25 protein-coding genes and 1 pseudogene are annotated in these 23,506 nt (G+C 31.5%); 17 read left to right on the forward strand and 9 right to left on the reverse strand.

Annotated features, from left to right (window positions below; all coding sequences use genetic code 11):
• Window positions 1–68: 68 nt before the first annotated feature.
• The 3 genes from CURT_RS08880 to folE all read right to left on the reverse strand — a co-directional run bounded on the left by CURT_RS08880 (window position 69) and on the right by folE (window position 2,965).
• Window positions 69–1,049 (reverse strand): iron-sulfur cluster assembly scaffold protein NifU, encoded by a 981-nt coding sequence (locus tag CURT_RS08880; RefSeq protein WP_018713369.1) that lies wholly within the window; start codon window positions 1,047–1,049, stop codon window positions 69–71.
• Window positions 1,050–1,061: 12 nt separating this feature from the next.
• Window positions 1,062–2,255 carry a NifS family cysteine desulfurase gene (locus CURT_RS08885; protein WP_018713370.1) on the reverse strand — a complete coding sequence of 398 codons (1,194 nt, stop codon included), beginning with the start codon at window positions 2,253–2,255 and terminating at the stop codon, window positions 1,062–1,064.
• A 119-nt stretch (window positions 2,256–2,374) separates the two neighbouring features.
• Window positions 2,375–2,965: a GTP cyclohydrolase I FolE gene (folE, locus tag CURT_RS08890; RefSeq protein ID WP_018713371.1), complete on the reverse strand. Its 591-nt coding sequence runs from the start codon at window positions 2,963–2,965 to the stop codon at window positions 2,375–2,377.
• A 134-nt stretch (window positions 2,966–3,099) separates the two neighbouring features.
• Between folE and tig the strand changes: the two genes are divergently transcribed.
• From tig to CURT_RS08955, 13 genes are all read left to right on the forward strand, one after another.
• Window positions 3,100–4,482: a trigger factor gene (tig, locus tag CURT_RS08895; protein ID WP_018713372.1), complete on the forward strand. Its 1,383-nt coding sequence runs from the start codon at window positions 3,100–3,102 to the stop codon at window positions 4,480–4,482.
• Window positions 4,482–5,072 (forward strand): ATP-dependent Clp endopeptidase proteolytic subunit ClpP, encoded by a 591-nt coding sequence (clpP, locus tag CURT_RS08900; RefSeq protein ID WP_018713373.1) that lies wholly within the window; start codon window positions 4,482–4,484, stop codon window positions 5,070–5,072. Before tig ends, clpP begins: the two co-directional genes overlap by 1 nt.
• Window positions 5,073–5,591, forward strand: coding sequence for a peptide deformylase (def, locus tag CURT_RS08905; RefSeq protein ID WP_018713374.1), 519 nt, complete (start codon window positions 5,073–5,075; stop codon window positions 5,589–5,591).
• A complete protein-coding gene (locus tag CURT_RS08910; protein ID WP_018713375.1) occupies window positions 5,588–7,105 on the forward strand; it encodes a YifB family Mg chelatase-like AAA ATPase in 1,518 nt (505 codons plus the stop codon). The genes def and CURT_RS08910 overlap by 4 nt, the downstream gene beginning before the upstream one ends.
• On the forward strand, window positions 7,102–8,487 hold the full coding sequence (locus tag CURT_RS08915; RefSeq protein ID WP_018713376.1) for a bifunctional ADP-dependent NAD(P)H-hydrate dehydratase/NAD(P)H-hydrate epimerase: 1,386 nt from the start codon (window positions 7,102–7,104) through the stop codon (window positions 8,485–8,487). Before CURT_RS08910 ends, CURT_RS08915 begins: the two co-directional genes overlap by 4 nt.
• Complete coding sequence (purN, locus tag CURT_RS08920; protein ID WP_018713377.1) at window positions 8,478–9,059, forward strand: phosphoribosylglycinamide formyltransferase; 582 nt, start codon at window positions 8,478–8,480, stop codon at window positions 9,057–9,059. The genes CURT_RS08915 and purN overlap by 10 nt, the downstream gene beginning before the upstream one ends.
• Before the next feature lie 39 nt (window positions 9,060–9,098).
• On the forward strand, window positions 9,099–9,815 hold the full coding sequence (locus CURT_RS08925; RefSeq protein ID WP_018713378.1) for a TerC family protein: 717 nt from the start codon (window positions 9,099–9,101) through the stop codon (window positions 9,813–9,815).
• Between the two features lie 104 nt (window positions 9,816–9,919).
• On the forward strand, window positions 9,920–10,723 hold the full coding sequence (locus CURT_RS08930) for a transporter substrate-binding domain-containing protein (RefSeq protein WP_018713379.1): 804 nt from the start codon (window positions 9,920–9,922) through the stop codon (window positions 10,721–10,723).
• Window positions 10,724–10,728: 5 nt separating this feature from the next.
• Complete coding sequence (locus CURT_RS08935) at window positions 10,729–11,073, forward strand: tetratricopeptide repeat protein (RefSeq protein ID WP_115651870.1); 345 nt, start codon at window positions 10,729–10,731, stop codon at window positions 11,071–11,073.
• Window positions 11,074–11,082: 9 nt separating this feature from the next.
• Window positions 11,083–11,415, forward strand: coding sequence for a tetratricopeptide repeat protein (locus tag CURT_RS08940; RefSeq protein ID WP_018713381.1), 333 nt, complete (start codon window positions 11,083–11,085; stop codon window positions 11,413–11,415).
• 9 nt (window positions 11,416–11,424) lie between these two features.
• Complete coding sequence (locus CURT_RS08945) at window positions 11,425–11,757, forward strand: tetratricopeptide repeat protein (RefSeq protein WP_018713382.1); 333 nt, start codon at window positions 11,425–11,427, stop codon at window positions 11,755–11,757.
• Window positions 11,758–11,838: 81 nt separating this feature from the next.
• On the forward strand, window positions 11,839–12,237 hold the full coding sequence (gene mscL / locus CURT_RS08950; protein WP_018713383.1) for a large-conductance mechanosensitive channel protein MscL: 399 nt from the start codon (window positions 11,839–11,841) through the stop codon (window positions 12,235–12,237).
• 269 nt (window positions 12,238–12,506) lie between these two features.
• A complete protein-coding gene (locus tag CURT_RS08955) occupies window positions 12,507–13,760 on the forward strand; it encodes a uracil-xanthine permease family protein (protein ID WP_018713384.1) in 1,254 nt (417 codons plus the stop codon).
• 342 nt (window positions 13,761–14,102) lie between these two features.
• Here CURT_RS08955 and CURT_RS08960 read toward each other — a convergent pair whose 3' ends face one another.
• A complete protein-coding gene (locus CURT_RS08960) occupies window positions 14,103–14,735 on the reverse strand; it encodes an outer membrane protein (RefSeq protein ID WP_018713385.1) in 633 nt (210 codons plus the stop codon).
• A gap of 130 nt (window positions 14,736–14,865) precedes the next feature.
• Between CURT_RS08960 and CURT_RS08965 the strand changes: the two genes are divergently transcribed.
• From CURT_RS08965 to CURT_RS08980, 4 genes are read left to right on the forward strand one after another with little or no spacing between them, the layout of a single operon-like run.
• A complete protein-coding gene (locus CURT_RS08965; protein ID WP_018713386.1) occupies window positions 14,866–15,291 on the forward strand; it encodes a hypothetical protein in 426 nt (141 codons plus the stop codon).
• Window positions 15,292–15,294: 3 nt separating this feature from the next.
• The gene (locus CURT_RS08970) at window positions 15,295–15,891 is read left to right on the forward strand and encodes a lactate utilization protein (RefSeq protein WP_018713387.1); all 597 of its coding nucleotides are present in this window, start codon (window positions 15,295–15,297) and stop codon (window positions 15,889–15,891) included.
• Window positions 15,891–16,985 (forward strand): DNA adenine methylase, encoded by a 1,095-nt coding sequence (locus tag CURT_RS08975; protein WP_018713388.1) that lies wholly within the window; start codon window positions 15,891–15,893, stop codon window positions 16,983–16,985. The genes CURT_RS08970 and CURT_RS08975 overlap by 1 nt, the downstream gene beginning before the upstream one ends.
• A 1-nt stretch (window position 16,986) precedes the next feature.
• On the forward strand, window positions 16,987–18,060 hold the full coding sequence (locus tag CURT_RS08980; RefSeq protein ID WP_018713389.1) for an acyltransferase: 1,074 nt from the start codon (window positions 16,987–16,989) through the stop codon (window positions 18,058–18,060).
• 26 nt (window positions 18,061–18,086) lie between these two features.
• Here the strand turns inward: CURT_RS08980 and CURT_RS08985 are convergent.
• From CURT_RS08985 to surE, 5 genes and pseudogenes are all read right to left on the reverse strand, one after another.
• Window positions 18,087–18,314: pseudogene (locus CURT_RS08985) on the reverse strand (tRNA threonylcarbamoyladenosine dehydratase); the annotation flags it as partial.
• 162 nt (window positions 18,315–18,476) lie between these two features.
• Window positions 18,477–20,933: a molybdopterin-dependent oxidoreductase gene (locus tag CURT_RS08990; RefSeq protein WP_018713391.1), complete on the reverse strand. Its 2,457-nt coding sequence runs from the start codon at window positions 20,931–20,933 to the stop codon at window positions 18,477–18,479.
• 12 nt (window positions 20,934–20,945) lie between these two features.
• Window positions 20,946–21,545, reverse strand: coding sequence for a hypothetical protein (locus CURT_RS08995; RefSeq protein WP_018713392.1), 600 nt, complete (start codon window positions 21,543–21,545; stop codon window positions 20,946–20,948).
• 512 nt (window positions 21,546–22,057) lie between these two features.
• Window positions 22,058–22,720, reverse strand: a complete 663-nt coding sequence (locus CURT_RS09000) for a tRNA threonylcarbamoyladenosine dehydratase (protein ID WP_018713393.1) — start codon at window positions 22,718–22,720, stop codon at window positions 22,058–22,060.
• Window positions 22,717–23,499: a 5'/3'-nucleotidase SurE gene (gene surE / locus CURT_RS09005; protein ID WP_018713394.1), complete on the reverse strand. Its 783-nt coding sequence runs from the start codon at window positions 23,497–23,499 to the stop codon at window positions 22,717–22,719. The genes CURT_RS09000 and surE overlap by 4 nt, the downstream gene beginning before the upstream one ends.
• Window positions 23,500–23,506 lie beyond the last annotated feature (7 nt).

The following is a 23,506-nucleotide window of genomic DNA, read 5'->3' on the forward strand; positions in this document are numbered from 1 at the left end:
AAATCTCAGCCCAAATTTAAAACTAAAAAGGGCTGAAAATTTTAAAATTTGACTTAAATTATTTAAATTTATATCGGCATAACCCTTATATTTGGGCTTAAATTTTCTTTTAATACTGCCTCTATTGCAAAAAGTGTTCCTGTAGAGCCACTTGCACAACCACTGCAAGCTCCTAAATATCTTATATAAATGTCAGTTTTGCCATCATCACTTTTTCTAATATCAACTATATCCAAATCTCCACCGTCCATCATGAGCATTGGGCGAATTTCCTCATCTATAATTGCCTCAACCATTTTAAATTGACCTATTGTATTAAGCTCTTCGAAATTATCACCCTGTTTATGAGAATCAGCCATTTTAGAGAGTTTTTCTTGCTCCATTTCAGCTCTAGTAGATGCTAAAATATCTTCTAAATAATACTCTCTTTTTTCATGTCCGCCAGGCTTGATACAGCTTTTACAAAATGCACCTGCTTTAGTGTATTGAGTTATCTCTTCAACGGTTTTTAAGTCATTTAGTTTAATCACTTCTTTTATCGTTCCAAGACTTACTCTTGCACACTCACAGACTATTATCTCATCTTCAAAATGCTCAGGATCTATTCCTTTATACTGCGCTGCAGCTGCTTTTATAACATCGTATGCCATAACTGAACAGTGCATTTTTTGAGGTGGGACGGCTGGAGTATTTGGATCATCTCGCATAGCTTTTTCTACATCTATGTTTGTTATCTTTACAGCTTGATCAACTGTTTTACCAACGCAAAGTTCAGCCATAGTATCACTACTTGCAATGGCTGTTCCACAGCCAAAACTTCTAAATTTCGCCTCTTTTATAATATTTGTTTTTTCATCCACAAGCCAATAAAGTCTAACCGCATCCCCGCAACTCTCAGCTCCAAAATCAGCAACTATAAGCTTACAGCCCTTTTCTTTTGCTTCTTCTTCTGTTATTTCACCCATAAATTTAGGGTTATTCATCCTATCTTGAACCTTTTGTGAGTAATCCTCCCAAAATGATCCACTTATTAAATTATCTTTTGCCATTTTTTATCCTTTTTATAATCCGCTTTTATGATTTTTTGGTGCATACGCAAAACTACTTGAAATAGCTCTTAATCTCTCAACTGCTTTTTTTATCTGCTCTATTGCATAATCGATCTCTTCTTCTGTATTGTATCTTGATAAAGAAAGTCTTAAGGCTGTATGAGCAAGCTCTTTATCGGCTCCAATTGCCTCCATTATAGGGTTGCTTTCAAGTGTTTCACTCGCACACGCAGATCCAGTTGATGCAGCAATGCCAGCTTTATTTAAATCCCAAAGCATTGCCTCTCCTTCAACACCTTTAATGCTTGCTAAAATTGTATTTGGAGTTCTAAATTCTTTTTTTCCAACAACGCTTACATCAGGAATTTGTAAAAGTGCATCTTCAAGCTTATCTCTTAGTCTTCTTACATGTACATTTTCCATATTTATAAATTTATTCGCAAGCTCTAAGGCCTCGCCCATAGCAACTATATAGCCAACATTTAAGGTTCCACTTCTTCGTCCACCCATATGCTCACCACCATGTAAAAGTGGAGTAAGTTTTTTAGAATTTCTTATATAAAGTCCCCCAACTCCTTTTGGTCCATGAAATTTATGTGCTGAAAAACTTAAAAAATCAACTCCCGCGTCCATTACATTTACTTTGATTTTTCCAACAGCTTGAGTTGCATCTGTGTGAAACAAAACTCCTCTTTCATGGGCAATTTTAGCTAACTCTTTTATTGGAAAAATTGCTCCTGTTTCATTATTTGCCCACATTATGCTAACAAGGGCAGTTTTATCATCAATTGCATTTTTTAAATCTTCTTTATTTATAAGCCCGTCACTATTTACATCAAGTCTTGTTATCCTAACACCTAATTGTTCCAAAAATGAACAGGTGTGGCTAATAGCAGGATGCTCAACTGCTGAGATGATAATATGGTCTTTATCTTTATTTAAAATTTTATCAAAATAGATACCTTTTAAAACCCAGTTATTACTCTCAGTTGCGCAAGAGGTGATGACTATATCATCCATATCTGATGCTCCAATTCCTGCATATAGCTGATCCATAGCCTTTCTTAAAGCAGGAGTTGTCTCTATGCCAAAGTCGTGAAGCGAGTTTGGATTGCCATATTTTTGACAAAAGTATGGAAGCATTGCCTCATAAGCTTCAGGTGCCATCATAGTCGTTGCATTGTTGTCTAAGTAGACTCTTTTCATTATAAATTTTCTCCTTAAATTTCTTAATCTTTATTAAAATTTTAAATAGGATAAGTTTTATCTTATTTGAAATGATACACTAAAATGATTAAATTTTTAATTTACAAAGTTAAACAATTTTAAAATCTAGCCTCTCTTGATGAGTTTATTAAAGAAAAGAACTCTTTCCTAGTTCTTGGATCTGAAATAAAACTTCCTCTTAGTGCCGAAGTTGTAGTTGTAGAGTTTATCTTTTCAACTCCCCTCATTTCAATGCACATATGCCTGGCTTCCAAAACAACCCCAACACCACGCGGATTAATAACTTCTTGTAAAGCTCCAGCAATTTGCTCGGTAAGTTGCTCTTGGATTTGAAGTCTTCTTGCAAATATATTTACCATTCTTGGAATTTTAGATAATCCCACAACCTTTCCATTTGGTATATAAGCAACATGTGCTCTTCCTATAATTGGCAATAAGTGATGCTCGCAAAGGCTATAAAATTCTATATCTTTTATTAAGACCATTTCGTTGTTTGAGCTTTCAAATAAAGCATCATTTAACACAACTTTTGGATCTTGTTTATATCCACTTGTCATAAACTCATAAGCTTTAAAAACTCTATGTGGAGTTTTTATCAACCCTTCACGGTTTGGATCTTCTCCTAAAATTTCAAGCATATTTTTTACAGATTTTTCAAATTCGATACTATTTTTTTTGCTATTATCCATACTTTTCCTTAAAAATTTTAAGCCATTTTACAACAAAATCACTTTACCGATAATAAAATTTTTAAATTTATACTTAAAATAAGGTAAAATCTGATATTATTAACATTTAAATTTTAAATTTCAAAAGGAAAATAATGGAAGTTAGTTCAAAACTGATTAATTCAGCAAATGCATCAATCGATGCTAAATTTGATGCAAAAAGCATTGAAAATAAAGTAAATGAAATAGCTGCTAAAACAGCAAAGCAAGTAAAAATTGATGGTTTTAGACCAGGAAAAGTCCCTGTAAATGTTGTTAAAAAAAGATATGAAAAAGCACTTTTAGATGATGCAAAACAAGAGCTTTTTAAAAAAGCTATCGATGATGGCTTAAAAAGTTTAGATAAAAAACAAAGTGATCTTTTAGGTGAGCCTGTTTTTGCAAAATTTGAAGAAGTTGATGGTGGCATAGACGCAATTATTGAAATTTCTTTTAAACCAGAGATTGATATAAAAGGATATGAAAAACTTATCCCTAAGTATGAAATTCCAGAAGCTTCAAAAGATGAAGTAAAAACAAAAATTGATGAATTGTTATTAATGGTTGCTCCACTTGAAAAAGCAGATAAAGATAGTCTTGAAAAAGGTGATTTTGCAAAATTTGACTTTGAGGGATTTTTAGACGGTAAGGCTTTTGAGGGTGGAAGTGCGAAAGATTATAGCTTAGAAATAGGCTCAAACCAGTTCATCCCAGGCTTTGAAGATGCAATGATAGGATTAAAACCTGGTGAAGAAAAAGATATTAATTTAACTTTTCCAAGTGATTATAATGCAAAAAATTTAGCTGGAAAAGATGTTGTTTTTAAAGTAAAACTACACGAAATTCAAGCTAAAAATCCTGCTAAAAAACTTGACAAAAAAACATTAACCGAACTTACTGGTGATGAAAAATTAACAATAAAAGCTTTTGAAGAAAGAATAGAAAACCAAATCAAACACGATAAATTTAACAAAATTTTAAATGAGGAGTTGAAGCCTAAATTTGTTGATGATATGACTGAAAAATTTGATTTTGATCTACCTAAAACTATAGTTGAACAAGAAATTGATTTACAATTTAGAAACTCATGGAATAGTTTTACAAAAGAGGATATGGAGAAATTTAGAACCGATAAAGATGCTTTAACAAATAAAAGAGAAGAGTTTAGAAAAGAGGCTGAAAAAAGCGTAAAACTAACATTTATAATTGATGAGCTTGCAAAAGACAGAAAAGTTGAAGTAAGCGATCAAGAGTTGGTTCAAGCTATTTATTTTGAAGCTTATCAAAACGGAATTGATCCTAAAAAACATCTTGAAACTTATCAAAAACAAGGAATTTTACCAGCTGTTAAAATGGCTTTAATAGAAGAAAAACTTTTTAATGATTTGTTTAAACTTCCTGAGCCAAAAGATGAAAAAGCAGATGGCAAAGAAGATAAAAAAGAAGAAAAACCTGCTAAAAAAACAACTAAAAAAGCGACTAAAGAAGAAGGGAAATAATGGCATTTTACATACCTTATGTTATTGAAAAATCTAGCAGAGGCGAAAGAAGCTATGATATTTACTCACGTCTTTTAAAAGATAGAATTATTATGTTAAGTGGCGAAATAAACGATGATGTGGCAAGCTCTATTGTATCTCAACTACTTTTTTTGGAAGCAGAAGATCCTGAAAAAGATATCTATTTGTACATAAATAGTCCAGGTGGTGTTGTTACAAGTGGGCTTAGTATTTATGATACAATGAATTATATAAGAGCTGATGTTAGCACGATTTGTATCGGTCAAGCTGCCTCAATGGGTGCGTTTTTACTAAGCTGTGGAGCAAAAGATAAAAGATTTGCTCTACCAAACTCACGTATTATGATTCATCAACCACTTGGTGGAGCTCAAGGTCAAGCAACAGATATTGAAATTCAAGCAAATGAAATTTTGAGAATCAAAAAAACATTAAATGAAATTTTGGCTAAAAATACAAACCAAAGCATAAAAAAGATAGAAAAAGATACCGATAGAGACTTTTTCATGAGTGCGGCTGAAGCAAAAGAGTATGGAATTATCGATAAGATCTTAGAAAAGAGTTCAAAATAAATGGTTTTAGAAGTTTTAACATATCCAGATAAAAGACTGTATCAAAAGTCTAAAAGTGTTGAGAAATTTGATGAGAATTTGCATAAATTTTTAGATGATATGTATGAAACTATGATAGCTAAAAAAGGCATTGGACTTGCGGCAATTCAAGTTGGTAAACCACTTCGAGCTTTGGTTATAAATTTATTAAACGAAGAGGGCATCCAAGATAAAAATGACCTAATTGAGATAATAAATCCTGAAATTTTAGAAAAAAATGGAGAGATTACCTATCAAGAGGGTTGTCTTTCGGTGCCTGAGTTTTTTGAAGATGTTACAAGATCAAGTGATATAAAAGTAAGATTTCAAAATAGATTTGGCGAGTTTATAGAGCTTAGTGCAAGTGAGCTTTTAGCTGTTTGTGTGCAGCATGAAATGGATCATTTAGACGGACATCTTTTTATAGAAAAAATTAGCTATAGCCAAAAGAAAAAATTTTCAAAAGAGTATAAAAAAAGGTTAAAAGAAAAATCAAAATGAAGTCTTTAAAATGTGCAACTTTTAGCGACTCTTTGGATATCGTAACGGTTGAATCATCATTTTTAAGAGGGCTTCCTTCTTTTAACATTACAGGTCTTGCAAACACCACAATAAAAGAGAGTGAAAACCGCATAAAAGCCTCTCTTTTATCTATAAATTTTAACTTTCCACCACAAAAAATAGTTATAAATTTATCGCCATCAGATATCCCAAAAAAGGGAAGTCATTTTGATTTAGCGATTGCACTTTTAATCGCACTTCAAAAAGATAAATTTGATGAGAGTTTTTTTATATTTGGCGAACTTGGGTTAAATGCTCAAGCCAAAAGCACAAATTCACTTTTTTCACTACTTTTATTTTTGAGTGAAAAAGTTGAGTTTGCTAAAGTTTTAGTTCCAAAAGATATTGCTTTAAAAGCTGCGACTATTCCAAATTTGGAAGTTTATGCTATCTCAAATTTAACAGAAGCTTTAAATTTTTTCTTAGATGATGAGATAAAAAGTGAGTTTTTAGTCTCAAAACCTCATCCAATTTTTGAAAAAACAATTAAAATAAAAGATAAAATTTTTATTCCAAATTTTGATTTTAGCCTTGATTTTAGCGAAGTAAAAGGACAAGCTAGAGCAAAAAGAGCAAGTCTTATAGCAGCAAGTGGAATGCACAATATCCTTTATGAGGGAAGTCCTGGATGTGGTAAAAGCATGTGTGCAAAACGCCTTGTTTATATACTTCCGCCACAAAGTCCAAAAGAAGTTATGCTAAGCGTGGCGTATGAGTCTTTAAACAATAAAAATGTTGAGTTTAGCGCTGTGCGACCTTTTAGAAGTCCTCACCACACTTCAACAAGAAGCTCTATTTTTGGTGGCGGATCACACTCGGCAAAAGTTGGCGAAGTTGCACTGGCAAATGGTGGAGTGCTGTTTTTTGATGAGTTTCCACACTTTGGCAAAAAAATCTTAGAAAGCCTAAGAGAGCCACTTGAGGATAATAAAATTTTAATTTCTCGTGTAAATTCAAAAGTAGAGTATCAGACACAATTTTTATTTGCAGCAGCGCAAAATCCCTGCCCTTGTGGAAATTTATTTAGTAAAAATGCCACTTGCATCTGTTCAGAAATGGAGATAAAACGCTATAAAAGCACCATTTCAGCGCCACTTTTAGATAGAATAGATCTTTATGTTGCTATGGATGAGATCTCAAAAGATGATAAAGCTACAATAACCAGTAAAAAGATGTATGAAAAAGTATTAATCGCTTTTAAAGCTCAAGTTTTAAGAGGACAAAATGAGCTAAACGCAAAACTTAGCGATAAAGAAGTTTCTAAATTTTGCATTTTAGAAACACCAGCAAAAGATGCTTTAAATACAGCTATTTCAAGGTTTAATTTATCGCAACGAGGCATAAACAAAACTCTAAAAGTCGCTCGAACCATAGCTGATCTAGAAGAAAAAAATGAAATTTCAAAAAATCATATAATGGAAAGTCTGAGTTATAGAATAAGGGGATTTGAGTGATAAATTTATACTATGACACAAAAATGCTTGATGAAAGAGCAATAAGTGAGTTTGGATTAAGTGATGAAATTTTACAAGAAAACGCCGCTTCAAAAATCGAAGAAGTAATTAGACAAAATTTAAAAGAAAAATCAAAAATTTTATTTATTTGTGGTAGTGGCAACAACGCTGCAGATGCGATCTGTACAGCTAGAAAACTATCAAATGACTATGAGTGCGATATTTTCTTAACTTCAAATAAGTTAAATTTACTTGCTTCAATGCAGCTTGATAGAGCAAAAAAAGCTCATGTAAATTTAGTTGAAAATCTAGAATTTAGTGCGTATGAATGCTTTGTGGATGGAATTTTTGGAAGTGGTTTAAACCGCGATATGAGCGATAAAGTTTGCAAAATCATAGATGAATTAAACAAAGCAAAAGGTTTAAAAATCGCTGTTGATATCCCAAGCGGGGTAACTAAAAGTGGCAAAATCGCTAAAAATGCTTTTATAGCGGACTTTACAATTACAATGGGAGCTTTAAAACTAGCACTTTTTTTAGATAGTTCAAAAGATTTAGTTGGTAAGATAATTCTAGCAAATTTAGGCATTAGCAAAGCAAATTTTGAAACAAAAAGCGATAGTTTTTTACTTGAAAAAACTGATTTAAATTTACCATTTAGACATTTACAAGATACAAATAAAGGGAATTTTGGGCATCTTTATGTAATAAGTGGGGATTTAAAAGGAGCTGCGATAATTGCTGCAAACGCTGGTTTTAGCATAGGAGCTGGACTAGTTAGCGTGGTAAGTGATGAAAAAATACCAAATTTAGATCCATTTATTATGCAGACAAACTCATTTGGCAAAGCAAAAGTTGTAGTTGCTGGATGTGGGCTTGGAGAAAAAACTCTAAACTTAGAACTTTTAAAAGATAAAATTTGCGTAATAGATGCTGATTTGTGTTACAAAAAAGAAATCATACCATTTTTAGAAAAAAATGAGAATTTAGTTCTAACACCTCATCCAAAAGAATTTGCTTCGCTGTTAAATTTGGCTGGGTTTGGAGATTTCAGCATAAAAGATGTTCAAGCTAATAGATTTGATTTAGCTAGAAAATGGAGTGAAAAATTTAATAGTGTTTTAGTTTTAAAAGGTGCAAATACAATAATTTCTTATAAAGACAAAATTTTTGTTTCTAATTTTGGCTTAAATATATTAGCAAAAGCTGGAAGCGGAGATGCATTAGCTGGCATTATAGGCGGTCTTTTGGCTCAAAACTACTCACCATTTGAAGCAGCAATTAATGGAGTTTTAGCTCATTCGTTAAGCGTTTTAAATTTCAAAAAAAACTCATACGCACTAACTCCAAATGATATAATAGAAGGTATAAAATGTCTGTAAAAAAAATAGCAATTTTATTTAGTGGAAACGGCTCAAATTTAGAAAATATCCTAAAAAAAGTTCATAATAAAACTTTTAATGGCACTACGATAAAATGCGAACTTTTAATTTGTAATAAAAAAGACGCTTTTGGTATCCAAAGAGCTAAAAAATACGGGCTTGAAACTGTTATAATCGAGCATAAAAATTTTAACTCACGAGAAGAATTTGATGAAAAGCTTGTAAATTTAATAAAACAAAAAGATATTGATTTAACGATTTTAGCTGGATTTATGAGGATTTTAACGCCAGTTTTTACCAAAAATGTAAAAGCTATAAATCTGCATCCTTCAATCCTTCCACTTTTTAAAGGTGCAAACGCTATAAAAGAAAGTTTTGAAAGCGATATGCTAGTTGGTGGCGTTAGCGTGCATTTTGTAAGCGAAGAACTAGACGGTGGAAAACTCATAAATCAACTAGTTTTTTATAGGAAAAAAGGTATGAGTTTAGATGAATGGGAAGAAAATATCCACGCCCTTGAATATGAAATTTTACCAAAAACCATAATAGAGCTTTTAGCTTTTTCTAATTAAATTTAAGTAAAATTAAAAGATTTTTAAAGAAGGAATTAGATGTTTGAATGGTTTACTTCACCTGAAGCGTGGATAAGTCTTTTTACCCTCATTGGGCTTGAGATAGTTTTAGGTATTGATAATATTATTTTTATAGCAATTTTATGCTCAAGACTTCCAAAAGAAGAGCAAAACAAGGCTATAATCGTAGGTCTTGGCTTTGCCATGATAAGTAGAATTTTACTACTTTTAAGCCTGTTTTGGATTATGAAATTAACAGCTCCTTTGTTTAGTGTATTTGGAGAAGAAATTTCGGGTAGAGATTTGATTTTAATTATTGGGGGACTTTTTTTAATATATAAATCAACCACAGAAATTGACTCAAACATTTCAGGTCAAACTCACGAAGAGCATATTAGCACAAAAAAAGTAAGCTTTGCTTCTATAATAATTCAAATTTCCATTCTAGATATAGTTTTTTCACTAGATAGTGTAATAACTGCTGTTGGTATGGCAGATCACATTGAAATTATGATACTAGCAGTTATCATAGCAGTGGGTGTTATGATGGTGGCAAGCAAAGCAATAGGTAAATTTGTAGATGACAATCCTACTATTAAAATTTTAGCTTTATCATTTTTGATTTTAGTTGGAGTAGCTTTAGTAGCTGATGGATCTGGACTTCATATACCAAAAGGTTATATCTACTTTTCTATGGCTTTTTCTTTGGCAGTAGAACTTATCAATATAAAAATGAGGAAAAAGAGATTAAATTAAAAATGTAAAAAACAGATAAAACCATACAAATTTATCTTTATTTAATATATAAAAAGTTAAAATAATAAAGTTATTTAAAATATTTTTATAGAAAGGTTAAAGCTATGAAAAAAGTGTTTTTACTTATGTTTTTAACAGTTGGATTTCTTTTTGGAAATTCTTTATCCGAAATTCAAAAAAATGGAGTTATTAGAATTGGAGTTTTAGGAGATGAGCCTCCTTTTAGTAGCTATGAAGATGGTATGCTTACTGGTTTTGATATCGACTTTGCAAAAAGAATAGTAAGAGATATAGTCGGAAAAAATGGTAAAATAGAATTTGTTGAAATTACAGCACATAATCGTATAGAAATGTTGCAAAAAAATCAAGTAGATATGGTTATTGCTGAGTTTATTATAGATTCAGACAGAGAAAAACTTGTAGATTTTTCTATGCCGTATTTTGCTGTAAATACAGGACTTTTGACCAATAAAAAAGACCACTATAACAGCGTTTCTCAGCTAAGAGGAAAGACAGTTTTGGTTGAAGGAGACACTGAGGCTGAAAGAGATCTTAAAAAAATGGGTTTAAATATAAAAACCTGCAATGATATGTTTCACTGCTACAATGAGCTAAAAGCAGGAAGAGGCGATGCGTTTGCTGGTGCAAATCTGATTGTTTTAGCTTATCCAATCATTGATAAAAAACTTGAAGTAAATGTTTCAGGGATAGGAACTGCAAGCTACTATGCGATAGGCATTCAAAAAGGTAACGCAGATTTGTTAAATGCCCTAAACCAAGAACTTATTAATCTAAGTAAAGAGGGATTTTTCAAAAAAGTTTTTGAAGATACGCTAAATCCATTCTATAAAGGTACGGCTGATAAAAAGTACTTTTTATTGGATGACATATATAGAATTTTTGGTTAATTACCATGTTTGTTTTAAAAAAAAGAGTTGTTTTACTATTAGGCTTAATAATTAGCTTCAGTCTTGGAAATGATACTCTTGTTGAAAAATGTAATAGTGGGGACGTAAAAGCTTGCCATAATGTGGGCGTAGAGTATTATGAAAGTAAAGATTTTGAAAAAGCTTTAGAGTTTTTTACTAAAGGTTGCGACGGTAGAGCTGCAAAATCATGCTATGCCATTTCTGAAATGTACCATAGCGGTGATGGAGTTTTAAGAAGCACATCAAAAGCTATTTTACATGCACAAAAAGCTTGCGATGAAAGTGACGATCCTGAGTTTTGTGATCAAATGGATAAATACCAACTATAAGGGTTTTTAATGAAAAAGATTATTTTAACTACGGCATTTATGATTTGCTCAGTTTTTGCCAGTGATGCACTTATTAGCGAGTGTGAAGCAGGAAATGCAAAAGCTTGCCATAATGTGGGCGTAGAGTATTATGAAAGTAAAGATTTTGAAAAAGCTTTAGAGTTTTTTACTAAAGGTTGCGACGGTAGAGCTGCAAAATCATGCTTTGCTATTTCTGAAATGTACCACAATGGTGAAGGTGTTTCTAAAAGCACTACACGAGCTATCATATATATAGAAAAAGCTTGCGATGAAAGTGACGATCCTGAGTTTTGCGATCAAATGGATAAATACCAACTATAAGGGTTTTTAATGAAAAAGATTATTTTAACTACGGCATTTATGATTTGCTCAGTTTTTGCCAGTGATGCACTTATTAGCGAGTGTGAAGCAGGAAATGCAAAAGCTTGCCATAATGTGGGCGTAGAGTATTATGAAAGTAAAGATTTTGAAAAAGCTTTAGAGTTTTTTACTAAAGGTTGCGACGGTAGAGCTGCAAAATCATGCTTTGCTATTTCTGAAATCTATCACAACGGGGAAGGCGTTTCTAAAAACGTAGAAAAGGCTATCATATATATAGAAAAAGCTTGCGATGAAAGTGACGATCCTGAGTTTTGTGATCAAATGGATAAATACGATATATAATACATGTTTTGCTGCTTTTTGCAGCAAAACATCTCACACGTATCTCAACTTAAATACACACATTAAATTGTAAAGGAAAAAATGAGCTTCATAAAAGAGTTTAAAGAATTTGCTGTTCGTGGAAATGTCATTGATATGGCAGTAGGTGTTGTTATAGGAAGTGCATTTGGCAAAATAGTAAGCTCACTAGTAAGCGATGTGATGATGCCAGTAATAGGTGTTATAACAGGTGGTGTAAATTTTACAGATTTTAAAATGGTGCTAAAAGAAGCTCATGGAGAAGTAGCAGCTGTAACACTAAACTATGGTAGCTTTATACAAACCACAATTGATTTTATTATTATTGCATTTTGTATTTTTGTAGCTATAAAAGCAATAAACAAACTAAAAAGAGAAAAACCAAAAGCTGAAGAAGCCCCAAAAGAACCAAGTGAAGATATCAAACTTTTAAGAGAAATAAGAGACGCATTAAAAAAATAGGTAAATTTATAAAATCTAAACAAAATTTAATAAATTTTATTGTAATATTCCTTTTTGGAAAATTACAATTTTACTCATAGCACCGAATTTGGCGTAGTTTTTTTGTAAATTTTAGTCTTTAAAATTTGCAAGCCAAAGCTAAAAGAATGGAAATTTTTTGAAAAGCTTTTTTATTCACAAACCCAATACTTTTAAATTTTTCATCTTTCATAAATTTCTAAATTTTAAAACATTAAAAATTATAAAATTTGATAATTTTAAGGAGATTCATGACTGATTATAAGTTTAGATTCAAAGATGCACTTCTAGGTGCACAGTTTTTATTTGTCGCATTTGGTGCACTTGTTTTAATGCCTATTTTATGCGGACTTGATATAAGCGTTGCGTTATTTACAGCTGGACTTGGAACACTAATTTTTCAGCTAATTTGCCGTCAAAAAGTGGTGCCTATTTTCTTAGCAAGTAGTTTTGCTTTCATAGCCCCGATTTCATTTGCTGTTAGCAAATGGGGTCTTCCAGTTGCCATGGGAGGAGTATTTTTTGCTGGTTTAGTATATTCAGCATTTAGTTTTTTTGTAAAAATTAAAGGAAAAAGTTTTATTGATAATTTTTTACCGCCAATTGTTGTTGGACCTGTGATAATGACAATTGGACTTGTCTTAAGTCCATCAGCAGTTTCTATGGCGATGGCAAATGGTGATATGCTTAAAAACTATCAAATTTTAAATGCAAATTTTAGCCAAAATGATGCGATGATAATAGCAGGAATTTCTCTTTTAGTAACACTTTTATGCATAATGTTTGCAAAAGGGATGTTAAAGCTAATCCCTATTTTATGCGGTATTGCAGCAGGTTATATCATCTCATATTTTTATGGGATTATTGACTTTTCACCCGTTAAAGAAGCTCCTTGGTTTAGAGTGCCAAATTTTACAGCACCGAAATTTGAACTAGATGCGATTTTATATATGATACCAGTTGTAATCGCCCCCATAATCGAACATATCGGCAATGTTGTAGCAATCAGCAATGTGACAAATTATGACTTTACAAAAAAACCAGGGCTTCATAAAACATTATTAGGCGATGGCATAGCAACAAGCGTAGCAGCCCTTTTAGCTGGACCACCTTGTACAACCTACGCAGAAGTAACAGGTGCAGTAAGGCTTACAAAAGCTTTTAATCCGGCTATTATGACTTGGTCAGCATTTACTGCGATATTGCTTGCATTTGTTGGCAAACTTGGAGCTTTGATAGCTACGATTCCAGCTTGTGTTTTAGGCGGTATTATGATTTTGTTATTTGGAATTATTGCAAGCGTTGGAATGGAGAGTTTGATTAAAAATAATGTTGATATGAATGAGCCTAGAAATATGATAATTATCGCTCTTGTACTTGTTCCAGCACTCGGTGGAATGGTGCTTGACTTTGGTTTTGCAAGCTTTTCACAAATAGGTCTTGGTGCAATTATTGGAGTGTTTTTGAATTTAATACTTCCAAAAAGCAAAGAAAAAGTAGAATAAATTTTAAATTTGGCAAATTTAAAGCTTTAATATTTGCCAAATTCTTTTAAATTTTTAATTACCAAAATACCAAAAATTAGAGTTATTTGCTTAATACAAAACTTTGATATATCTCTATTTGAACATCAAAAAAATACCATAAATGAAGCATTAAATAAAACCTAAAAGCCAGATTAAAAAACACAAAAAGAGAACTAAAGATAAAAAAAATTGAATTTACCATAAGTAAGTTTTTAAAGTAAAAACAAAATCAAAATATAAATTTGAAAAATATCTTAAAGCGTAGTAAATTAAAAACAGTTAAAAGCAAGATGCATCTAAGCAATGCATCTTTATGGGATATTAAAATTTGTAGTTATATCCTAAGTAAAGTCCGTGATCTCTAACTTTTATTTTAACATCTTCTATCTTTCCATAATCACTTTCATCTATTTGGTAGCCAAATTCAACTTCATTATTCTCATCAAGCTCATATATGCCACCTATTTTTGCGCCGTAAATAAATCCTGTTTTGTCTTTGCTAAAACTATCTTTTGAATTGTCATCGTAATCAATGCCTTCAAGTCTCATATTAAGCCTTGAAATACCGCCATAAATACCTAAACTAAACTTAAAGCTATCTGTTATGTTTGGAGTATAGTCAGCACCTATCAAGAAATCATGGCTCTTCCACTCCATGTTTCCTAAAAAATTATCTATAAAATAACTATCTTTTGCCTTAAAATTATATCTATAAGCTCCATAGGCTCTAAAACTATCAAAGTCATATCCAGCTTTTACACCCAAATTTACTCTTTTATCATCTAATTTTAATTTATCTATATCACCTTCCTCCCTATCAAAGTCGCTATTGTCTTTTATTTCAAATTCCGATTTTAAACTATATCCGCCAAAAACACCAACAAAACTATCAGCTAACAATGATGAACAAAGCAAAGAACTTGCAACTAAGCTTTTCAAAACTATTTTTTTCATTCAAACTCCTTTTTTATAAATAAAAATTAGAAATTTGATTGTACCATAAATATTATATAAATAAGGTTAAACTTTTATCATATAAAAAGAAGCAATATGTTAAAATCAACAAAAAATTTTAAGGTTTTATATGATATATTTAGTTCAAACTGACACAACAGCTGGGTTTTTAAGTAAAAACTTACATGAAATTAACCGCATTAAAAATAGAGATTTAAACCAACCCTGCCTAATCACAACGGCAAGTTTTAGTGAGCTTAAAAACTTTGCAAGAGTGCCAAAAAAATTTAAAAATTTAGTTAGAAAGGCTAGAAAAACAACTTTTATCTATCCAAATTTTAAAAGTGTTAGAGTTGTAAAAGATGATAAACATAGCCAATTTTTACAAACTCATGGCTGGATGTATTCAAGCTCTGCAAATTTGCATGAGCAAAAATTTGATTTAGAGTATGCCAAAAGCGTGGCTGATGAGGTCGTAGGTGATGAGTTTATAGAAAAAAAACCATCAAAAATTTATAAACTATATAGAACAAAAATAAAAAAAATAAGGGATTGAAATATGAAAGCTTTAATACAAAATTTAAAAGCTAATGGCTTTGAAGTTTTGCAGGCAAAAGATGGCAAAGAGGCACTAAGCATTGCAAAAACCTTTATAAAAGATAGTCTTAAAATTGGCCTTGGTGGCTCTGAAAGTGTAAAAGAGATTGGGCTTTTGGATTATTTAGTGGGCTTAAAAAACATAACATTATTTAACCAATATGAAGCTGGAATTTCAATGGAAGAAAATTTAAATCGCCGTAGAAATGGGCTTTTAAGTGATCTTTATATCACAAGCTCAAATGCTATCACATTAAATGGCTGGCTTGTCAATGTCGATGGCACAGGAAACAGGGTCGCAGCACAAATTTTTGGTCCAAAAAAAGTTCTTTTGATAGTTGGAAAAAATAAAATTGTTTTAAATTTGGAAAAAGCAATTGAACGAATTGAAAAAATAGCAGCTGTAAAAAACGCTGATAGGATAAACAAAACAGCTATAAAATATGGCAAAACAAGGGCCTATACTCCAGAAGAATTATGCAATAAATATAGTATCATGAAACGCGATGAAAGTGGCAGAACAACGATAATTTTAGTTGATGAGGAACTTGGGTATTGATGAGAGAAAATAGTGATTTTTTAACAAAGCAAATTATAACTTATCTAGGAAACAAGCGGTCACTTTTAGATTTTATAGGCATAGCAATTAATAAAGTAAAAAAAGATTTAAAAAAAGATAAATTAAGCTCACTTGATCTTTTTAGTGGAAGTGGGATAGTGGCAAGATTTTTAAAACAGCACTCAAATTTTTTAATAGCAAATGATTTAGAGCTTTACTCAAAAATTATAAATGAATGCTATTTAACAAATGCGAATGATGAACTAAAGCGTGAAATTTCGGCTATTTTAAAGGATTTAAAAGCAAATATTAAGGTAAATTTAGCACCAGGTTTTATAAGTGAACTTTACGCACCTAAAAATGATGAAAATATAAAGGAATTTGAACGAGTTTTTTATACCAAATTTAATGCAAACTATATAGACACAGCACGAAACGAAATCACAAAACTGCCTTTAAGCTTACAAAAATTTTATCTTGCACCACTTTTATATCTAGCTAGTAATCATACAAATACAAGTGGAGTTTTTAAGGGCTTTTATAAAAATAAAAACGGAATTGGTGAGTTTGGCGGAGAAGGACAAAACGCCCTAAAAAGAATAAAAGCAAAAATAACTCTTCAAATGCCGGTATTTTCTAGCTTTAATTGTGATTTTAAAGTCTTTCAAGAAGATGCGAATAAGCTTGTAAAAGAGCTTGAAGAGGTTGATTTATGCTATATAGATCCACCATACAACCAGCACCCTTATGGTTCAAACTATTTTATGCTAAATTTAATCGCAAAAAATGAGCGGCCAAGTGAAATTTCAGAGATTTCAGGTATTCCAAAAGATTGGAATAGAAGCGATTACAATAAGAAAAAAGTTGCGAGTGAAGCATTTTTTGAACTAATTTCAAATTTAAAAGCTAAATTTGTGCTTATTTCTTACAACTCAGAAGGCTTTATAAGTAAAAATGAGTTTTTGACAAACTTGGCTAAATTTGGAAAAGTTAAAGTTTTAGAACAAGAGTACAACACTTTTAGAGGAAGTAGAAATTTAGGTGCCAGAGATCTGTATGTTAAGGAAAATTTGTATATGTTAAAAAAAGATTAAAATGAAAGAAAGAGTTATTTATATTGATATTTTGCGTATTTTAGCAACTTTTGCGGTTGTGTTTTTGCATAGTGCTTCAAGTTTTTGGTATACAAATCCAACCACAATCAACTGGCAATTTTCAAACTTTTATGATAGCTTGGTTAGATGGTGCGTGCCGATGTTTGTGACGATAAGCGGTGCGCTTTTCCTGCGGGACAATAAAGAGCGCTCAAACATAAAAAGTGAGTATAAAAAAATCATCTCTAAAAATATTTTTAGAATTTTAACAGCGCTTATTATTTGGAGTATTGCTTATAAAATTTATACGGATATAGTAAATAATTCGGCTGTTTTAAATAAAGAATTTATAAAATTGTTTTTAAAAATATTTGTTTATCCGATATATTATCATCTTTGGTTTTTATACTTAATAATAGGACTTTATATTTTAGCCCCACTTCTTAAAATTTTCACAAAAAATGCAACAAAACAGGAAGTTAAAATATTTTTAATTTTGTTCTTAACTTTTGGTCTTGGGTTAAACTTAGCAAATTCTTTACTTGAATTTTTCGGTTTCAGTCCTATTTATTTTAATAAAAACTTGCCCGAGCTTGGCGGATATATCGGATATTTTATAGCAGGATTTTATTTTACAAATTTTACTCTTTCAAAAAAATGCAGAAAATACCTTTATATTTTAGCTTTTATCTTTGTTTTATTTACCATAACAGGCACTTCTTTATTATCAATTCATATAAAAAGAACTGAGATTTTATATCAAAATTTAACTCCTCACACAGCATTTATAACATTTGCAATATTTGTTTTTGTAAAAGATAAATTCTATCATTACAACTTTTCGCAAAAAGCTTCAAATTTGATAGTTAAAACAAGTTTATTAACATTTGGAATTTATCTGATTCACGCTTTAGTGTTGGATCTCTTAAAAAAAACAGCGTTATTTAAAATCGGTTATTTTACAAATTATACGGCTATTTTGATACCGATACTTGCGGTAACGGTTTTTGTTTTATCAATTTTTTTAATATATCTTTTATCAAAAATACCGTTTTTTAAAAAATACGCTATGTAATAAACTAAAAAGTAGTGAAAAATTCACTACTTTTCTAAAAGTTTTTTTACAACATAACTTGCTAAAAAATTTCCAAAAGTTGCAGTTACACCCATAAAACTTCCTAAATTTTCACAAACTGGCTCTTCTTTTGAATAAACTACCATAAAATCACCGTTAAATCCACTTTTTCTAAGTTCATAGCGAAATTTTTTAGCAAGAGCGTCATTTGTAGTTTTCCAAATACTTGTTAATTCTACTAATGCAGGATTTATGTGTGCAATAAATCGTTAATAGGCAAAAAGTCAATAGATAAAAATATAAAACGGTTTAACCCAAGTTTTGGGCTAAACCAGTGGCTAGCTAAATCATCTACATAAAAAGTTGATTAAGCTAGCAATCAAATATGCTAAATAGTTCGCAAACTACTCTTAAATTTAAGCATTTTTAATCTTTGGCTTTGAAAATGCTCTAATTGGCATAACCACGCCTTTATATCTTTCGATCTCAGCTAGGCAAGTGTGAGCACAGTTGCTTTGACCAAGTTTGCTTGTGCCTTTGTCGTGAGTTAGGACATTTACGCATCCGTGTTGGCAAAGAGTTTTTTTACCATAAACTTCTGGATCATACCACGCACCCTCGCAGATTATCGCAACATCATCTTGAGCGATATCGCTTACTATCGCACCGCACAAAATCTCACCTCTATCATTAAAGATTCTAACGATATCCCCTGTTTTTATATCTCTAGCTTTTGCAGCTTTTGGACTTAGTATAACTGGCTCTCTAGCACCTATTTCTGTGTAATTTCTAATGATAGAGTTATTTAGCTGAGAGTGAAGTCTAAATCTTGAGTGAGGGCTAGAGATAGCAAGTGGATATTTTTTAGTCTTCTCTTTGTTTCCAAGCCACTCAAAAGGTTCAAGCCAAACTGGATGAGCCAAGCAGTCATCATAACCCATTTTTTCAATTTCAGGTGAGAATATCTCTATCTTGCCCGATGGTGTTCCAAGTCTAAATTTGCGTGGATTTTCTCTAAAATTTGATAATCTTGTATAATATTTGTTTTCATCATCTTTTTTATCAAATCTCACATATCCTTTTTCCCAAAATTCATCAAAGCTTGGCATATTTGTATAGCCTAGCGTTTTTGCTTGATTCATGACATCTGCATAAATCTCTTTTACCCACTCAAGCTCACTTTTTCCCTCACTAAATACCTCTTCCATTCCCCAGCGTTTGCAGATTTCTTTACAAATTTGAAAATCGCTTTTGCTCTCGCCCATAGGAGTTATTACAGGTTTTAGTGCGAAAATAAACTCTCTTGTAGCTTGTGATTCTATAATGTCAGTTCTTTCGCCTTCTATTGCCACAGGTAATACTATATCGCTAAGTTTTGCTTGTGATGTCCAAAATGGCTCAGCAGTGATGACAGTATCTAACTTTTTCCACGCTTCAACAGCTCTATTTACATCTTGATGTCTTGTAAACATAGATCCACTTGCATTATAGGCAACTCTCATGCGCGGAAGTTTTATCTTTGTTCCTTTGAAGCCTATCTCGCTTCCTGGGCTTTCTAGTGCTTGTATACTTCTACTTGTTGGGATTGTGTAGTTTTTATTTTTTGTCCAAGGACTATTTTCGTCTGTGTATTTTTGGCTAGGGATAGCAGAAATTCCTTTTAAGCTAGGTCCTATCATGCTACCTGCACCACCGTTATTGTAGCTTTGGTTAAATTCAAATCCGCCACCCATTTTACCAATATGTCCAAGCATAGCACTTAGTGTAACTACCATCCAAAATACTTGCTCGCCATGATCTTGTCTTTGAAGAGCACGACCAGCTATTATGATAGAGTTGTCTTTTGCTAGTTTTTTACAAAGTTCTTCTAAAGCTTTTACTTCTACATTACAAATTTTACTAGCCCAAGCTAAATCTTTTACAACTCCGTCATTTTTTCCTAAAAAGTAGTCTTTAAATTTGTTAAAGCCAACAGTATATTTTTTGATAAACTCTTCATCATAAAGTTTATTTTCATATAGATAGTGACACATTCCTATCATCATCGCAGTGTCTGTGTTTGGTCTTACAGGGATATACTCGCTTTCAAAGTATCTTGCTGTATCATTTCTAAAAGTATCTATGCTAGTTATTGAAATTTTACCTTCATCTTTTAGTTTTTTTACTTTTTGATAGTATTTGTAGACATTGTGAGTATTGACAGCACCACCTATTTGGTTTGTCACAACGGGGTTTGTTCCCCAAAATACTACATTTTTACACTCTTTAATGATAGCTTCCCATCTTGTAGGTGTGTCATAAACAGCTGTAGAACCAAGCACATAAGGCATTATTGCAATTCCAGCTCCAGTTGAGTAGTCATCAGTTTCTTCAACGTATCCGCCTAAAATTGTTAGCATTCTATGAGCTACAGTTCTTCCCCAGCTTACCTTTCCACAGCCACCCCACCAATAGCACTCACCATAAATCGACTCAGGACCATACTTATCAAAATTCTCTTTTAAGGCATTTGCTGCAAGGTCAAGTGCCTCATCCCAGCTAACTCTTACAAACTCATCTTCGCCTCTTAGCTCAGGTTTATTAGGACCTCTTTTTTCAAGATAGCTTTTTCTTACATAAGGATACAAAACTCTACTTTCGTTTTGGATGCGATCAGCTAGTGAATTATTCATCGTAGTTGGAAAAGCATCATGTTCAAAGTTATCAACACTTACTATTTGACCACTGTTTAACTTAGCATAAAACGCTCCAAATCTATTTGCTGATAAGACCTTTTTGTCATCAAAAATAGTTTCTTTTATAGCTTCAATCCTATTTGCATATGCAGCAGAACTTGCTACAAGACTAAATTTCATAAAATCTCTTCTTTTCATAATACACCCCCTTTAATTTGCATCTTTTGCATTATGTTGTAAGTATTTTATTATCAAATCTCTTTGGCTTGGTTCAAAGAAGACAAAGCCTGAACTTATCATCTCCTCTACATTTAACGGCCACTGACTTATTGTAAATTCCTTTGTATCGTGCAAACGGTGACATGGAGAACAGGATTGCTCATATAAGTTTTTTGCCTCGTTATAAAGTGTGTTTGGGTCGTTTGTGAGTGAATCGTTATTGACTTCAAGGCTAAATTTAGCTTTTAACCAACTCTCTCCATAGTTATCTTCTATCTTTTCTAAAACTTTTATATATGGATTTTCATCGCCTTCGTATGAAACAGTGGCATTTTCATCCTCAAAAACGATAAAATCTTCAGCAAGCATCGGATCTTTTATGAGTTTTACTTGATAATACTCATTTACATAGCCTATTATTTCAACTTTTGATGAGTTTTTGTCTTGGCTTAAGACCTCAACAGGCGTTAAAATAGTAGCAAAACCTACTGGTTTATTGTCGCTAAAAATAGTTTCATCGTTTTGTAAATACATGGTTTTAGAAAATAAAAGGGTGGATAAAGCAACTGTTGTTATAAGTAGCTTTTTCATTGTATTTCCTTTAGTGTAAGTTAATCCTACTAATTAGCTAGTATATCCGACTTTTAATTAAAATAAAATTAAAAATATAAAAAAATATCAATATAAATTTATAATTATTAAAAATTTATTATACATTAGTTTGTAATATTGTAAGTTCTAAATTTAGACAAATTATATTTTAAGAATTAGCAAATCATAAAAAATCATAGACTAAAACAAAATAATAATAAAGTAAAAATTTCTAGCTTTATCTAACTTATAGCTAAATTTAAAACTCGATTTGAGACATTGCATTGAGCAAATCAAATCTAATATTAAAAATAACAGCATACATTACAAAGTTACTTTTTCAATACCTAAAAAGAAGTATTCTGAAAAATGGAATGAACTCATCGTCAAGGGTATATTTATATTAAATAATATATTTTGAACTTATAGATAGTTTTGCATTTAAAGAACTGATTTAGATTTTATAAAACTAATAAAAATTCATTTCAATTATTTGCAATTGGCAAAATACATTATATAATTAATTTTTTTACAACATAACTTGCTAAAAAATTTCCAAAAGTTGCAGTCACACCCATAAAACTTCCTAAATTCTCACAAACTGGCTCTTCTTTTGAATAAACTACCATAAAATCGCCATTAAATCCACTTTTTCTAAGTTCATATCGAAATTTTTTAGCAAGAGCGTCATTTGTAGTTTTCCAAATACTTGTTAATTCTACTAATGCAGGATTTATGCGTTTTGCACCACCCATTGAGCTTATAAAATTTGTCTTGTTAAGGCTAAAAACTTTATTTGCCAAAGCTACTTTTGCAGGGATATCATCTATAGCATCAACTATGAAATCAAACTCGCTAAAATCAAAATTTTGTAAAAAATCATCATCAATCCTAGCAAAAATCGGTTTTACGCAGCTAAATTTCTTAGCAAAAACTTCAACTTTTTTTTCACCAACAAATTCACTTCCTATTTGGCGATTTTGATTAGTTATCTCAAAAATATCTTTATCAATAATGGTTAAATTACCTACCCCACTTCTTGCTAAAACTTCCGCACAAGCTCCTCCAACGCCACCAGCGCCGCAAACTAAAACCTTTGAGTTTTGAAGTTTTTCAAAACCATCTTTGCCAAAAAGCCACTTTATCCTTGTAAATTTATCATCATTTTCAATCACAAACTAACCTTTATCCACTCTTTTAAATTTGAAATTTCACTTTCTTCGGTTAAATTTAAAGTTATTGGAGTTAAGCTTGCAAATCCATCTAAAACTGCACCTAAATCACGATTTAAATTTTTATTTTTATCAAAATTCATTTGCATTTTTCCAAGCCAATAATATTCAACCCCGCGTGGATTTTCACATCTTTTTGCATCTAAATAATACTCTTTTTCACCAGCAGGAACTACTTTTAAGCCATTATAATTTTCTTTTGGAACAGCTGGAATATTCAAATTTAAAAGTTTTTTTCTTGGAAGTGGATAGTTTTTTTCAAAAATTTTTTTTACTATTTTAAGCGTTACTTCACATGCTAAATCAAAACCGTATTTTTTTATACTATCGCCATCATAAAACTGCGACACAGCGAGTGATGGAATACCCTGCAAAACACCTTCCATAGCCCCACCGCAAGTTCCTGAGTAAGTTATATCTTCAGCTAAATTTCCACCATGATTTATACCACTTATTATTAAATCTGGCATTTTATCTTTAAAAAGCGAAAAAAGTCCTAAAAGCACACAATCAGCCGGTGTTCCATCATCAAGCTTATAAAAATTTGGAGCTATTTCAATCAATCTAAGCGGCTTTGTTAAAGTTAGAGAATGTGCACAAGCTGACTTTTCTTGGCTTGGTGCAACAACCGTAACCTTTGCAACGCTTTTTAAAGCCTTTACAAGCTCTAAAAGTCCACTTGCCTCAAAACCATCATCATTTGTTATTAAAATTTCTTTCAAAATTTAC

Origin of the sequence: Campylobacter ureolyticus (genome assembly GCF_013372225.1) — a bacterium.
Classification (GTDB): Bacteria; Campylobacterota; Campylobacteria; order Campylobacterales; family Campylobacteraceae; genus Campylobacter_B; species Campylobacter_B ureolyticus.

Coding starts and splice junctions, on each gene's coding strand:
- CURT_RS08975 (WP_018713388.1), top strand. CDS start 15,891: ATGAGAGAAAATAGTGATTTTTTAACAAAGCAAATTATAACTTATCTA.
- mscL (WP_018713383.1), top strand. CDS start 11,839: ATGAGCTTCATAAAAGAGTTTAAAGAATTTGCTGTTCGTGGAAATGTC.
- CURT_RS08940 (WP_018713381.1), top strand. CDS start 11,083: ATGAAAAAGATTATTTTAACTACGGCATTTATGATTTGCTCAGTTTTT.
- tig (WP_018713372.1), top strand. CDS start 3,100: ATGGAAGTTAGTTCAAAACTGATTAATTCAGCAAATGCATCAATCGAT.
- clpP (WP_018713373.1), top strand. CDS start 4,482: ATGGCATTTTACATACCTTATGTTATTGAAAAATCTAGCAGAGGCGAA.
- folE (WP_018713371.1), bottom strand. CDS start 2,965: ATGGATAATAGCAAAAAAAATAGTATCGAATTTGAAAAATCTGTAAAA.
- CURT_RS08995 (WP_018713392.1), bottom strand. CDS start 21,545: ATGAAAAAGCTACTTATAACAACAGTTGCTTTATCCACCCTTTTATTT.
- CURT_RS08880 (WP_018713369.1), bottom strand. CDS start 1,049: ATGGCAAAAGATAATTTAATAAGTGGATCATTTTGGGAGGATTACTCA.
- def (WP_018713374.1), top strand. CDS start 5,073: ATGGTTTTAGAAGTTTTAACATATCCAGATAAAAGACTGTATCAAAAG.
- CURT_RS08980 (WP_018713389.1), top strand. CDS start 16,987: ATGAAAGAAAGAGTTATTTATATTGATATTTTGCGTATTTTAGCAACT.
- CURT_RS08935 (WP_115651870.1), top strand. CDS start 10,729: ATGTTTGTTTTAAAAAAAAGAGTTGTTTTACTATTAGGCTTAATAATT.
- CURT_RS08930 (WP_018713379.1), top strand. CDS start 9,920: ATGAAAAAAGTGTTTTTACTTATGTTTTTAACAGTTGGATTTCTTTTT.
- CURT_RS08990 (WP_018713391.1), bottom strand. CDS start 20,933: ATGAAAAGAAGAGATTTTATGAAATTTAGTCTTGTAGCAAGTTCTGCT.
- CURT_RS08955 (WP_018713384.1), top strand. CDS start 12,507: ATGACTGATTATAAGTTTAGATTCAAAGATGCACTTCTAGGTGCACAG.
- CURT_RS08965 (WP_018713386.1), top strand. CDS start 14,866: ATGATATATTTAGTTCAAACTGACACAACAGCTGGGTTTTTAAGTAAA.
- CURT_RS08885 (WP_018713370.1), bottom strand. CDS start 2,255: ATGAAAAGAGTCTACTTAGACAACAATGCAACGACTATGATGGCACCT.
- CURT_RS08910 (WP_018713375.1), top strand. CDS start 5,588: ATGAAGTCTTTAAAATGTGCAACTTTTAGCGACTCTTTGGATATCGTA.
- CURT_RS08970 (WP_018713387.1), top strand. CDS start 15,295: ATGAAAGCTTTAATACAAAATTTAAAAGCTAATGGCTTTGAAGTTTTG.
- CURT_RS08960 (WP_018713385.1), bottom strand. CDS start 14,735: ATGAAAAAAATAGTTTTGAAAAGCTTAGTTGCAAGTTCTTTGCTTTGT.
- CURT_RS08925 (WP_018713378.1), top strand. CDS start 9,099: ATGTTTGAATGGTTTACTTCACCTGAAGCGTGGATAAGTCTTTTTACC.
- purN (WP_018713377.1), top strand. CDS start 8,478: ATGTCTGTAAAAAAAATAGCAATTTTATTTAGTGGAAACGGCTCAAAT.
- CURT_RS08945 (WP_018713382.1), top strand. CDS start 11,425: ATGAAAAAGATTATTTTAACTACGGCATTTATGATTTGCTCAGTTTTT.